At 52.9% G+C, this 13,407-nt stretch carries 12 protein-coding genes; 6 read left to right on the top strand and 6 right to left on the bottom strand.

The genetic code is table 11. From position 1 onward, the window contains the following. The first annotated feature begins 28 nt into the window (after positions 1 to 28). From ilvB to ilvA, 3 genes are all read left to right on the top strand, one after another. A complete protein-coding gene (ilvB, locus tag LKE53_07655; protein MCH3972618.1) occupies positions 29 to 1,693 on the top strand; it encodes a biosynthetic-type acetolactate synthase large subunit in 1,665 nt (554 codons plus the stop codon). Between the two features lie 30 nt (positions 1,694 to 1,723). Beyond that, positions 1,724 to 2,215, top strand: coding sequence for an acetolactate synthase small subunit (ilvN, locus tag LKE53_07650; protein MCH3972617.1), 492 nt, complete (start codon positions 1,724 to 1,726; stop codon positions 2,213 to 2,215). 121 nt (positions 2,216 to 2,336) lie between these two features. After that, a complete protein-coding gene (ilvA, locus tag LKE53_07645) occupies positions 2,337 to 3,533 on the top strand; it encodes a threonine ammonia-lyase (GenBank protein MCH3972616.1) in 1,197 nt (398 codons plus the stop codon). Between the two features lie 35 nt (positions 3,534 to 3,568). On the opposite strand, the gene LKE53_07640 is transcribed toward ilvA, so the two are convergent. Then, positions 3,569 to 4,909 (bottom strand): oligosaccharide flippase family protein, encoded by a 1,341-nt coding sequence (locus tag LKE53_07640; protein MCH3972615.1) that lies wholly within the window; start codon positions 4,907 to 4,909, stop codon positions 3,569 to 3,571. 120 nt (positions 4,910 to 5,029) lie between these two features. On the opposite strand from LKE53_07640, the gene prmA reads away from it, so the two are divergent. Further along, positions 5,030 to 5,959: a 50S ribosomal protein L11 methyltransferase gene (prmA, locus tag LKE53_07635; protein ID MCH3972614.1), complete on the top strand. Its 930-nt coding sequence runs from the start codon at positions 5,030 to 5,032 to the stop codon at positions 5,957 to 5,959. Between the two features lie 70 nt (positions 5,960 to 6,029). Here the strand turns inward: prmA and gdhA are convergent, their stop codons facing one another. Continuing rightward, complete coding sequence (gene gdhA, locus LKE53_07630; GenBank protein MCH3972613.1) at positions 6,030 to 7,376, bottom strand: NADP-specific glutamate dehydrogenase; 1,347 nt, start codon at positions 7,374 to 7,376, stop codon at positions 6,030 to 6,032. 106 nt (positions 7,377 to 7,482) lie between these two features. Next, positions 7,483 to 7,986, bottom strand: a complete 504-nt coding sequence (locus LKE53_07625) for a VOC family protein (protein ID MCH3972612.1) — start codon at positions 7,984 to 7,986, stop codon at positions 7,483 to 7,485. 263 nt (positions 7,987 to 8,249) lie between these two features. Here LKE53_07625 and LKE53_07620 point away from each other — a divergent pair, with 263 nt between their 5' ends. Next, positions 8,250 to 8,717, top strand: coding sequence for an Hsp20/alpha crystallin family protein (locus LKE53_07620; protein ID MCH3972611.1), 468 nt, complete (start codon positions 8,250 to 8,252; stop codon positions 8,715 to 8,717). A gap of 140 nt (positions 8,718 to 8,857) precedes the next feature. On the opposite strand, the gene LKE53_07615 is transcribed toward LKE53_07620, so the two are convergent. From LKE53_07615 to LKE53_07605, 3 genes are all read right to left on the bottom strand, one after another. Then, entirely contained in the window at positions 8,858 to 9,865 is a 1,008-nt protein-coding gene (locus LKE53_07615; GenBank protein ID MCH3972610.1) for an SDR family oxidoreductase, read from the bottom strand. Between the two features lie 24 nt (positions 9,866 to 9,889). Beyond that, the gene (locus LKE53_07610; GenBank protein MCH3972609.1) at positions 9,890 to 11,095 is read right to left on the bottom strand and encodes an FprA family A-type flavoprotein; all 1,206 of its coding nucleotides are present in this window, start codon (positions 11,093 to 11,095) and stop codon (positions 9,890 to 9,892) included. A 98-nt stretch (positions 11,096 to 11,193) separates the two neighbouring features. Further along, positions 11,194 to 11,514 (bottom strand): hypothetical protein, encoded by a 321-nt coding sequence (locus LKE53_07605; protein ID MCH3972608.1) that lies wholly within the window; start codon positions 11,512 to 11,514, stop codon positions 11,194 to 11,196. 54 nt (positions 11,515 to 11,568) lie between these two features. Between LKE53_07605 and glmS the strand changes: the two genes are divergently transcribed. Next, positions 11,569 to 13,389 carry a glutamine--fructose-6-phosphate transaminase (isomerizing) gene (gene glmS / locus LKE53_07600; protein ID MCH3972607.1) on the top strand — a complete coding sequence of 607 codons (1,821 nt, stop codon included), beginning with the start codon at positions 11,569 to 11,571 and terminating at the stop codon, positions 13,387 to 13,389. Positions 13,390 to 13,407 lie beyond the last annotated feature (18 nt).

Raw genomic sequence — 13,407 nt, 5'->3', positions numbered from 1 at the left:
CAAATTGTAAGAATTGGAGGACTGCAAGATGTTACTGACTGGTGCACAGATTATTATGGAGTGCCTGCTGGAACAAAAAGTGGATACGGTGTTTGGCTATCCGGGCGGGGCAGTGCTGAATATTTATGATGCACTGTATGAGTACCGCGACCGTATCTGCCATATCCGTACAGCACACGAACAGGGCGCTGCCCATGCTGCCGACGGCTACGCACGCTCAACCGGAAAAGCCGGGGTCTGCATTGCCACTTCCGGCCCTGGGGCCACCAACCTAGTTACCGGTATTGCCACTGCCTATATGGACAGCGTGCCGGTTGTCGCCATTACCGGCAATGTCAATGTTGACCTGCTGGGGCTGGATTCTTTTCAGGAAGTCGATATCACCGGCATTACCATGCCCGTTACAAAGCACAATTTTCTTGTTAAGCATATTGAAGACTTGGCCGACACGCTGCGCCAGGCGTTCCAAATCGCGCAGTCCGGCCGGCCAGGGCCTGTGCTGGTGGATATTCCGAAAGATGTAACCGGCCAAAAGTATGACTACCAAAAGAGTGAGCCGCTGCCGCTTATGCCGCTGCCACATCCCGATGAAAAGCACCTGCAGCAGGCAGCAGAGATGCTGCGCGGCAGTGCACGTCCGTTTTTGTATCTGGGCGGCGGTGTTGTCGCTTCCGGTGCCTCTGCCGAAGCAAAAGTCTTTGCCGAAAAACTGGATGCACCGGTCAGCGCGTCTTTAATGGCGCAGGGCGCTTTTGATGCACACAGCCCACGCTATATGGGAATGCTCGGAATGCACGGCACCAAAACCAGCGCTGAGGCGCTGCGCAACTGCGACTTGTTTGTAGCGGTCGGCACCCGCTTTTCCGACCGTGTGCTGTGCAACGCGGGCTTGTTTGCCCGCAACTGCCCAATTTTGCAGATTGATATTGACGCTGCGGAGTTCAATAAAAATATCGATGTCGACCTGCGGCTGGAGGGCGATGCCCGCCAGGTACTGCAAAGCCTTTTGGCTTTGCTGCCACAGCAGGAGCACACCAGCTGGATGCAGCAGGTGGCTGCGTGGCAGAAGCAGTATCCTCTTACCCAAAGCGCCAAAGCAGGCGTGCTGCCCAAAGATGTAATTGAAACGCTGGATGCTCTGACAGACTCCAATGCGATTATTACAACCGAGGTTGGCCAGCATCAGATGTGGGCTGCACAGTTCTATAAATTCCGCCGTCCACGCCAGTTCCTTTCTTCCGGCGGTTTGGGCACCATGGGCTACGGCCTGGGCGCGGCACTGGGGGCACAGGCGGCAAATCCCGGCAGCACGGTGGTTAATATCGCCGGCGATGGAAGCCTGCACATGAATTGTGTCGAACTTTCCACAGTGGCTAACTATCAGCTGCCGGTTGTCGAGCTGCTGCTCAACAATTCTGTTCTTGGCATGGTGCGTCAGTGGCAGAAGCTTTTTTATGGCGGCCGTTTTTCCCAGACCACACTGGATACCAACACAGATTTCTGCAAATTGGCCGAAGCTTTTGGGGTAAAGGCCTACCGCATCCGCACAAAAGAAGAGATTGAGCCAGTGCTGCGCAAAGCCCTTGCAGAGCACGGCCCGGTGCTGGTGGACTGCTGGGTAGACCGCGATGTGAATGTACTGCCTATGGTGCCGGCTGGTGCCAGTGCAGAGGACCCTATGCTGGAAATGTGATGCGTCTCGGGAAAGGAGTGAAACACACCTATGCATGAAGATGAAAATACAAAACAGTATGTGCTGTCTATTTTGGCACGCAACAATCCCGGTGTGCTGCTGCGCATTTCAGGGCTGTTTAGCCGCCGCTGCTACAATATCCTTTCGATTGTCGCCTGCCAGACGGAAGATACTGATTATTCCCGTATCCTCATTGTCGTTTCGGGCGATGACCGCATTATCCGCCAGGTCGACAAGCAGGTCAGCAAGCTCATTGATGTAGAAAATGTGACCGTACTGCAGCGGGACAAAGCAGTGATTCGCGAACACCTGCTGCTGAAAGTAAGCCGTACGGCACAGACCAGCGAAAAACTGGTGGAGCTTGCCAATGTATTCCACGCGAATATTTTGGATGTCGAGCCGGACTCTATGATTTTAGAGCTGACCGGCGACGCGGGGACTATCAATTCCTTTATTGAGCTTGCCAACCCCTACGGTGTGCTGCAGATTTTGCGCACGGGTGCTATGGCAATGGGTAAATAACCCGCTTTTTATACTGCGGTTCATTCTTTAGAATATAAATTCTTTACTTGAGGGGAAATTCAGCCGATTCGTACATTCGTCAAACGGAATATGCTTTAAAAATAGGAAGGAAGGCAGAAACATGCTGACACTCGACAAAGTATACCATGCAGCGTTTGTTTTAAAGGAGGTTGCCCGCAAAACAGATCTGCTGCCGGCGCCAAAGCTTTCAGAAGACTGCAAAGTTTACCTAAAAACCGAAAACCTGCAGGTGACCGGCTCTTTTAAGGTACGCGGTGCTTATTATAAGATTAGCCAGCTCAGCGAGGAAGAAAAGAAAAAAGGTGTAATTGCCTGCTCTGCGGGCAATCACGCACAGGGTGTGGCGCTTGCCGCTGCGCACAACGGCATTGACGCGCTCATCTGCATTCCCGCTACGGCACCTATCAGCAAGGTAGAGGCTACCAAGCGCTATGGTGCAAAGGTCTGCCTGGTGCCCGGCGTGTACGACGATGCCCACAACAAGGCAGTCGAGCTGCAGAAAGAAAGCGGGCGTACGCTGATTCATCCGTTTGACGACCCAGATGTCATTGCGGGTCAGGGCACGATTGGTTTGGAACTTTTAGAGCAGCTGCCGGATATGGACGCGGTCGTTGTGCCGGTGGGCGGCGGCGGCCTGCTTTCAGGAATTGCCTTTACGATTAAATCCTTAAATCCAAACTGCAAGGTGTACGGTGTGCAGGCGGCTGGCGCGCCCAGTATGGTGCGTTCCTTAAAGGACGGCAAACCGGAAGAACTGGAACAGGTGCATACGTTTGCTGATGGCATTGCTGTAAAATGCCCGGGCGACCTGACGTTTGAGATCTGCAAAAAATACGTAGACGATGTCGTAACGGTTTCTGAGGACGAGACTGCAGCGGCTGTGCTGGCACTGATTGAGCAGCATAAGCTGATTACCGAGGGTGCAGGCGCTGTGTCGGTCGCGGCGGTGATGTCTGGCAAACTGCCTCTGAAAGGCAAAAAGGTCGCCTGTATCCTTTCCGGCGGCAATATTGATGTGACGATTCTCAGCAAAGTCATCAATCGCGGCCTGCTGAAAGCCGGGCGCAATACAGACCTTACTATCAGCCTGATGGACCGTCCCGGCGAGCTGAAAGAGATTTCTGCAATTATTGCGGATTTGGGCGGCAACGTGGTCAGCGTTTTCCACGACCGTGCGGATGCAGGCTCAGATGTTTCGGGGTGCTTTCTGCGGCTGCGTATGGAAACACGCAACTGGGAGCATATTCGCCAAATCCGCAGCGCCCTTACCGCCGCGGGCTACCATATTTGTGATTGAATTCTTTGAAGAGCCGCCCCTCGGGGCGGCTCTTTTTATGGGAAAAAGCTGTGAAACAAAAGATAAAGCAGTGCCGCGCCGCCTGCCGGCAGCAGTACCCACAGCGGCGAAATTTCCAGCTCGGCCACTTTCAGCAGACGAGATATGCTGAGTACTGCGTTGTAAATTTCACTTAGGAACAGAAGCAGAATGTACCCGGGCAGTCCGGTGAAGGGCAAAATAAACGCACACCAAAGGACGCGCATACTGGCATCTGTCAGGTTATAAAGCAGAGACCACGACTGCTGGTCCAGACCTTTGAGCATGCCGTCAACCACGCTGTCGACATACATCAGTGGCAAAAGCGGCGCCATCACGCGCAGAAGCAGCGCACCCTGTGTATTGTGGTAAAACAGGCGGCACAGCGGGAAGGCAAATATTGCCGTACATGCGGCGGCAGCAAAAGAAAAACACATGGTCAGACGGAATGCACTGCCTGCCACCAGCCGAATCCGCTGCCGACAGCGGCCGGCACAGCAGCGGGCAAGCTCTGGCACCAGTAAAATGACAGCTACCGAAAGCAGCGCACTGGGAAACTGCAAAATCGGCAGGACCATGCCCTGTACCAGACCGTATTGTGACAGCGCACCCGCAGCACCGGCGTGCAGTGCAAGTCCGCGCGGAATCAGCAGGTTTTCAATGGAAAATAAAAGGCTGCGCAGTCCCGCCCCGCCCATGACTGGCCCACCGATACGCACAGCTTCTTTCCATGGAGCAGGTGCAGTTTCTTTTTGCAGCTGCTTTTTCCGCAGAAAGCATTTCGCATAGGAGAGCAGCATGAAAATACAGGAAACGCCCTCAGAAAGAGTAGAGGCAAGCATTAGTGCCGCTAAGGGGGCTGCAGTATTCTTTACAAAAAAGATGCTCAGTGTAATGCCGGCAGCCTGCTCCAGCAGCTCAGCGGCCATGGGTGGGCCGGTACGTCCTTCCGCTACAAAACAGCCTTTTAATACAGCAGAAACAGCGATGCACGGCAGGCCGGGAATCAGCACTCGCAGCGGCGCGGTGCTGCCAAGATACGGTGAAAGCAGCGGTGCGCCAAAGTAAAGCCCTGCGCCAGCCATAAAGCTGACCAAAAGGCCCAGCACCAAGCAGCGGCGCAGCGTCTGCCGATTAGGGCCCCTTTCGGCGGTCAGGCGGGTGGCGGCAAAGTTTGCCCCGGAGGCCGACAACACAACGCCCAGCGAAAACACCGAAAAAATGAGCTGGTACAGTCCCATTTGCACGGAACCGAGCGCCCCGCACACCCAGCCGCGAAACCAGATGCCCGAAAGGCGCAGCGCGGCGGCTTCTAGGGTCAGCCAGCAGGTGTTGCGGAAGAAAGTGCGTCTGTTCATCTGTCTGCCTCCTTGTACATCTCTTCTTACCATCTATATTGCAATCAAAAAGGCTTCATGCTAAGATGATAGCAAGGCTTTTGCCCGATATGCAGAAATCTATGATATGGGAGATATACAATGGATTGGACAGACGTGACCGTGACCGTACCGCAAAAAGACAGTGAACAGGCTGAGGCTATCGCACAGATGGTCGTACCTTATGGTATTTATATTGAGGACTACTCTGATTTGGAGGAGGGCGCACGCGAGATTGCGCATATTGACCTTATCGATGCTGATCTGCTGAAAAAAGACCGCACGCATACGCTGATTCATGTTTACCTGCAGCCGCAGGACAGCCCCACCGAGGCAATCGCCTTTCTTTCGGAAAGGCTTCGCGCTGCGGGAATTGAAAACAATATACAGACCTCCAACTGTCGTATGGAAGATTGGATTAACAACTGGAAAAAGTACTTTCATCCTATGCCTGTGGGCAAAAAACTGTTGATTCAGCCCTCTTGGGAAGAACCAGCGGAAAGCGGCGGCCGCATTGTGCTGCATTTGGAGCCCGGCCTGGCTTTTGGTACCGGTACCCACGAGACCACCCGCCTGTGTATGCAGATGCTGGAAGAATACATGAAGCCGGGTGCTGCTGTTTTAGATGTCGGCTGCGGCAGCGGCATTTTATCAGTGGCGGCACTGCTGCTGGGTGCCAAAAATGCTGTTGGAGTGGATATTGATGAACTGGCCGTCAAAACGGCGACTGAAAATGCCGCCCGCAACCATGTGGGAGACCGCTTTACCGGCATCTGCGGCAGCCTGACAGAAAAAGTCAGCGGCACCTATGACGTTGTCGTTGCTAATATTGTTGCCGATGTCATCATCCAGCTGACCGCCGATGTTGAGCACTTCTTTAAGCCCGGCGCGGTCTACCTGATGAGCGGCATTATCGATGAGCGCGAGGAGGACGTGCTGCGGGTGCTGAAACCGCGGTTTCAGATTTTACAGCGGCAGGAAGAGCATGGCTGGGTTGCATTAGCGGCAAAGCTGCAGAAAACAAATTTATAAGTAAAGGCCGGCGCCCCTTTTCACAGGAGCGCCGGCCTTTTTGTCTAAATTGAAATAAGGGAAACGGAAATCAGACAATGCCCTGGGAAAGCATTGCAGTTGCAACTTTGTTGAAGCCGGCAATGTTGGCGCCTGCGACTAGGTTGCCCTTCATGCCATAGGTTTCAGCAGCTTCGGCAGCGTTTGCATAAATGTTCTTCATAATGTTATGCAGGCGCTCGTCAACTTCCTCAAATGTCCAGGAAAGACGCAGAGAGTTTTGGCTCATCTCAAGGCCGCTGGTTGCTACACCGCCTGCATTAGAGGCTTTTGCCGGTGCAAACAGAATGTTGTTTGCCTGCAGATAAGCGATTGCGTCTGGGGTAGAGGGCATATTGGCACCCTCAGCGACAGCTTTGCAGCCGTTTGCGGCCAGTGCCTTTGCGCCGTCAAGCGGCAGCTCATTCTGAGTTGCGCAGGGCAGGGCAATGTCACAGGGGACGCCCCAGATGCCGGTGCTGCCCTCAACATATTTTGCACTTGGGACGTAGTTGAGGTAAGTCTTAATGCGCGCACGCTTGACTTCCTTAATTTCTTTCATTACTTTGTAGTCAATGCCGTTTTCGTCGACAATGTAGCCGTTGGAGTCGCTCATGGCGATGACCTTGCCGCCGAGCTCGGTTGCTTTCTGGTTGGCATAAATTGCCACGTTGCCAGAACCGGAAATAACGACCTTGCTGCCGTCAAAGCTCAGGCCGGCAGCAGCCAGCATTTCTTTGGCAAAGTAGCACAGACCATAGCCGGTAGCCTCGGTGCGTGCCAAAGAACCACCATAGGGGATGCCCTTGCCGGTCAGTACGCCGGTAAATTCATTGCGAATGCGCTTGTACTGGCCAAACAGGAAGCCAATTTCACGGCCGCCAACGCCGATATCGCCGGCCGGTACGTCACAGTCAGGGCCGATATGGCGGTAAAGCTCTGTCATAAAACTCTGGCAGAAACGCATGACTTCTGCGTCAGACTTGCCCTTGGGGTCAAAGTCGCTGCCGCCCTTGCCGCCGCCCATAGGCAGGCCGGTCAGGCTGTTTTTAAAGGTCTGCTCAAAACCGAGAAATTTGATAATCGAGAGGTTTACGCTGGGATGAAAGCGCAGGCCGCCCTTGTACGGGCCGATAGCAGAGTTGAACTGCACACGGTAGCCACGGTTTACGCGTACTTTTCCGCTGTCGTCCACCCACGGTACACGAAACAGCACGGTGCGCTCCGGCTCGGTCAGGCGCTCCATAATGCCGTTCTTTTCCAGCTCAGGGTGAGCATTGACGACTGGCTCCAGGGATTCAAATACTTCGCGGACTGCCTGTAAAAATTCTTTCTGCTCAGGGCTGCGCTTGGCAAGGCCGGCGTACACTGCATTGAGATAAGGACTCTGAATTGACATACAAAAGCACTCTCCTTTAATAAACCCCAATATGTTTATTTATTTAATTTATATTAGCATGTAGTTTATCAATTCACAAGTGGAAAGTGCAAAAAAGTTAAACTTTTTAAGTAAGCAAAGAAAACAAAAGCGCGGCATCGTCTTCTTCTGCAATCTTTTCCACGTACGATATGGGTACATCCATGCGCTGCGCGGTTTCTTCTGCAGAAAGCCCTGCCGACAAAAAGCGGTGCACCACCGTTTCCATTTTTTCGCCTACCTCTATGATGTGCCGGTCTGGGTCATAAAAACGTACAGCCCGCTGCCCCCACGGGTGCTCTTTAGGCGGGTGTACGAAAGAAATATCCGATATTTCATACAGCAAATCCATAAAGTTATCAAAATCGTCTGTCTCAAAGTAGAGCTCGCTCGCGCTGCCGACAAAGTATATTTTTTCCGGCGGCAGCTGCAAAATGCCCTGCCAGCTTTCTGCTGTCTGCAGATACAGCCCGCCCGAAAGGGCGACGTTTGCCCCAAAGTCAGCGGTGACGGTCATGCCGAAAAGGCCGCAGTAAAAGGCTTTTGAGCGCTCCATGTCCTGTACAGCAATCAGGGTGCCACGGTAGTCCATAGAATATCCTCCTAACTGGGATAAAGAGATAAAAATAGTAAATATGAATATTTTATGAATTTTAGCACTCAAATGTTGACAGTGCTAAAATTAGAGATATAATAGAGTTGTTCAAAAGAACAGAGGAACAAAGCACAGGTACCGCAAAAAGCCCCGCGCCGGGTTCCCAAAATAAGGCAGCTTAAGCTTTATGAGACGGGCAGCAGGGGCCCAAAAGTGGGCCCCAAAAAAAGCCCGCCATCAAAGGAATGGAGGAATGACTTATGATGCCTAGTATTTTCGGTGAAAGTCTTTTCGATGATTTCTTTGCCCCGGATTGGGTCGACAATTTCGGCCGTGAAATGAACCGCGCACTTGCAGCTCAAAATCCGATGGGAAAGCACGCCCGCAACGTGATGAAAACAGATGTCAAGCAGACCGACTCCAGCTATGAGCTGGCCGTGGATCTGCCCGGATTTAAGAAAGACGACGTAAAGGTAGAACTGAAAGACGGATATCTGCTGATTCAGGCAGCAAAATCCCATGAAAATGACCAGAAAGACCAAAAGGGCAATTACATTCGTCAAGAGCGCTATACCGGTTCCTGCGCCCGCAGCTTCTATGTCGGCGACGACATGAAGCCAGAGGATGTAAACGCAAAGTTTGAGGACGGTATTCTCAAAATTTCGCTGCCCCGCAAAGACACCAAGAAACTGCCGGAGAGCAACCCCAATCTGATTTCTATTGAATAATGGAGCAGTACGGGACTTCCCGTAAATGAAGACAAAAAATAGAAAACGCGCTTTGAGCGGGCTGTAAAAAGTCTGTTCAAGGCGCGTTTTTTGCAGTATCAATATAGTATAATTAATTAAGCAGTAATACAGCAGCTGCTTTACGGGGAAGCTGTCAGAATAGAAAAGTAGCGCTGTATGGTGCGGTCACACCAGCTGTCAAAGGCCTCATCCGGTACCTGCAGCCGCGGGTTTTCCAGCAAAGACTGCACAGCGCGTGCAATTCCTTGCCAGGCGGGTACTTTTGCGGAAAAGCCGGGCACCAGCCGCTTGATTTTGTGGTTGTCAAACGACACGCTGTAGGCTTTGTCGCCAAGAAGGGTGCCAGTTAAAGAGGGACGCAGCGCACACAGCATTTCACTGGAAATGTGTACCAGATGCGGCTCCTTTCCCAGCACTTTCCCGATGAAGCTGTAGATTTGGTTCCATGTAACCGATTCATCTGCGGTGATGTGTACGGCTTCACCAACAGCCAGCGGGTTTCCCATCAGGCCAGAAAAACCGCGCGCAAAATCTTCGTTCCAGGTAACCGTCCATAGGGACAGCCCGTCGCCGTGTACCAGCACAGGCCTGCCGGCAAGCATACGGCTAAGCACCTGCCAGCAGCCCTTTTCCCCGTGAATGGCGACCGGGACTTTGCCGGGGCCGTAAGTATGGCTTGGCCGGACAATCGTGACCGGAAAGTCATTTTTACGGTAAAGCTCCATCAGCAGCGCTTCACAAGCTGCTTTGTCCCGCGCATATTTCCAGTATGGATTCACAAGCGGCGTACTTTCAGTAATACGAAAGCAGTTCATTGGCTTTTGGTAAGCGGAGGCGCTACTGATAAAAAGGTATTGGTCGGTGCAGCCAGAAAACAGGGAAAAATCCCGCAGAATATCCTGTGGCTGAAATGCGACAAAGTCCGCGACAGCGTCAAATCGACGCCCCTGTAGCAGCTGCTTGACAGTATCGATGTCGTTGATATCTGCCTGCAGCGTTTCGGCACCCTCTGGTACAGGGGAAGCGCTACGGTGCAGCAGTGTCAACTCCCACCCTTCCTGCAGAGCACGATGGGCAGCGGCAGAACTGATGGTGCCGGTTCCGCCGACAAAAAGCGCTTTTTTCATGGTGTTGGTCCCTCCAAAGGTATGTTACGCCTGCAGGGAATCATAAATTGCCTGTGCCAGCGCATCAAGCTGTGCCAGCTGTGTTTCTTTCAGGCTGGAGCGGAACTGCAGGGTTTCACCAACCTGCTGCATGTTCTTCAGGCTGCTCAGGGTTTCCTGCATCTTTTTGCCGCTCACCGGTGCCCAGCTGCCGTTGCTGATTAAGGAGTACCTGCGGTTTTGCAGGCTGAGTGCCGCAACGTCGTGCAGCAGGGCGTGCATTGGCAGGTAAACGTCATTGTTGTAAGTTGGGGCGGCAAGTACAAAGTTGCTGAAGCGGAACATGTCTGAAATCAGGTAGGAAGAATCTGTTTTAGAAACATCGTAAACGCGCAGTGCCTGTACACCTTTTTGTGCGAGCAGGTTTGCCAACTCTTCTGCGGCAGACTCAGTGTTGCCGTACATTGAGCCGTAGGCGATCACGACACCCTTGTCTTCCGGCTCATAGCGGCTCCACTTGTCGTATTTGCCGAGGAACCAGCCGAGGTCTTTGCGCCAAATCGGCCCGTGCAGCGGGCAGATCATGGCAATGGCAAGCCCGGCAGCTTTTTTCAGTACTGCCTGTACCTGCGGGCCGTACTTACCAACAATATTCGTATAATAGCGGCGGGCCTCGTCAATATAGCGCACCTGAAAATCGGTCTGGTCGGCGAAAATCGGGCCGTGGAAAGCACCAAAAGTACCGAAAGCATCCGCAGAAAACAAAACTTTGTCAGTGCTGTCGTAAGACATCATGGCTTCCGGCCAATGCACCATAGGCGCCATGATGAAGTGAAGGGTATGGCGGCCCAGAGAAAGGGCGTCGCCCTCTTTGACAGTGATTGTGCGGCCCTCCAGCGGAAAATCAAAGAACTGCTCCATAAAGCGGAAGGTCTTTGCATTGCCTACCAGCTTTACTTCTGGGCAGCGGCGTACAATTTCGCCAATCATGGCGCAGTGGTCCGGCTCCATGTGGTTTACCACTAAGTAGTCGAGCTTGCGCCCACTGAGCGCGCCCTCTACATTGGCTAAAAAGCGTGCGGCAATGGAAGCGTCCGCGGTATCCATCAGCGCGGTCTTTTCGTCTAAGATTACATAGGCGTTATAGCTGACGCCATCGGGCAGGGGAAAGACGTTTTCAAATAAAGAGAGCCGCCGGTCGCTGCCACCGACCCAAATAATATCTTTGGTCACATTTTGTATGCATGGAATCATCTGTACAGCCTCCAATAATAATTCTTATTTTTATTTTTCTCATATAAAATATTATAACATGCCGGGCTTTGCGTCGCAAGCATTCTGTGCCTTTTTCACCAAGCCTTTCCTTTAGTTGACAAAACCTTGGCAGGTGCATATAATAAAATAATTATCGGCAAAGGAGGCATGTGAAAGAAAACTGGACTTTTATATTCAAGAAGCGCCAGACGCACGGATGCGAAAAAGACCACGGCGGCCTTTTTCGGCAGTGACAGCATCCCAGGCGTGACGAGGAGAAGTGTGATCGAAGATTTCGGCGGATGCACTTCCGGCTGCACAAAGCGGGCAGTCGTCAGGCAGTGTACAAAGTGTGATGCGGGTGTCGGCACCCCGTAGAAAATCACGGCAAAAACACTGTCGTTTCCGCGGGGCATTTTGTTGCCCTTTTATCTTTTTTACTGTTGAATGTACGGAAAGGAAAATTAAATATGTGTGGAATTATTGGCTATGCAGGAGAGCACGACTCGGTCGATATTCTTTTGGACGGCCTGCGTCAGCTGGAGTACCGCGGCTATGACTCCGCGGGAATTGCGGTGTACGGCAAAGACGGCGTGTCGGTTGTAAAGACACAGGGACGCCTGCAGCGGCTGCAGGACAAAATCAATGCGGGTGCGCGCCCGTTTGGCTGCTGTGGCATTGGGCACACCCGCTGGGCTACCCATGGCGAGCCCAGCGATGCAAATGCTCACCCGCACCGCTGCGGCCGTGTTACCCTGGTGCACAACGGCATTATTGAGAACTTTATGGATCTCAAGGCTGCCCGTTTGGCAGAGGGCGTCAAGTTCCAAAGTGAGACCGATACCGAAACAGTAGCCGCTACCCTGAACCATTACTACACTGGTGACCCGATTGCGGCCATTGCAAAGACCGTGCGCGATGTAGAGGGTTCATATGCACTGGGGATTCTGTTTGATGACCAGCCTGGTACCATTTATGCTGTGCGTCAGGATAGCCCTCTGGTGGTCGGCCTGAGCGCCAACGAAAACTTTATCGCTTCGGATATGACCGTTTTGCTGCAGCACACCAAGCGCTATTTCCTGCCAGAGGCGGGCGAAATTGCTGTGATTCGCAAAGACGGAGTCAAGGTTGTTGATCTTGACGGCAAGCCGGTGCACAAGACTGTGCTGACTGCCGACTGGGATGTTGGCACTGCCGAAAAGGGCGGCTACCCGCACTTTATGCTCAAGGAAATCCACGAAGAGCCCGACGCTGTGCGCCGCTGCCTGTCGCCCCGTATTCGGAACGGAAAAATTGAATTGAATATTCCCGATCTGCCGGACGCGGAGCTTGCAAAAGTCGGCACGATTCATATCGTCGCCTGCGGCACAGCAATGCACGCGGGCTTGGTGGGCCGCTATGCCATAGAGGCGCTGGCCCGTATTCCGGTAGAGGTTTCTATTGCTTCTGAGTTCCGCTATCGCAACCCGATTCTGCGTAAAAACGATTTGGTTATCCTGATTTCGCAGTCCGGCGAAACGGCAGATACCCTTGCAGCCCTGCGTCTGGCAAAAAAGCGCGGAATCCGTACGCTGGCCATTGTCAATGTGCCGGGTTCCTCCATTGCCCGCGAGGCAGACGACGTGCTGTACACATGGGCCGGACCCGAAATCGCGGTTGCCAGTACAAAGGCCTATTTGGTTCAGCTGGCAGTGCTGTATCTGCTGGCGGTCAAACTGGGCCGCCTGCAGGGGCAGCTGACCGAGGCAGAAGAAGAGCAGTACTGCAAAGAACTGCTGGAAATGCCCGACCAGATTCAAAAGGCGATAGATTTGGACGCGCAGGTGCTTACTTGTGCAAAAGAATTGAAGGATGACGAGCATGTCTTCTTTATCGGCCGCGGTGCTGACTACACGCTGTGCAAAGAAAGCTCTCTGAAGCTGAAAGAGGTTTCTTATATGCACTGCGAAGCCTATGCTGCCGGTGAGCTGAAGCACGGCACCATTTCCTTGATTGAAGACGGAACGCCGGTAATCGGCGTGGCAACCCAGCCAGAGCTGTACCCCAAGACGGTCAGCAATCTAGAGGAAGTCAAGTCCCGCGGCGCCAAGGTGATTTTGGTCTGCTGTGAGGGCGACCACGTCAGCAAAGACTTGACCACCAGTCTGCTGCGGGTGCCAAAGGTGCGCGGCATCCTTTCACCTATGGTCACCATTGTCCCGCTGCAGCTGCTTGCCTATCATGTTGCAGTTCTGCGCGGCTGCGATGTCGACAAACCACGTAACTTAGCAAAATCTGTTACAGTTGAATAAATTCTTGTACGAATTGTT

Source organism: Oscillospiraceae bacterium (assembly GCA_022483045.1).
GTDB lineage: Bacteria > Bacillota > Clostridia > Oscillospirales > Acutalibacteraceae > Caproicibacterium.
Note: the sequence above shows the minus strand (reverse complement) of the source record. Positions and strands in the feature narration are given on the sequence as shown.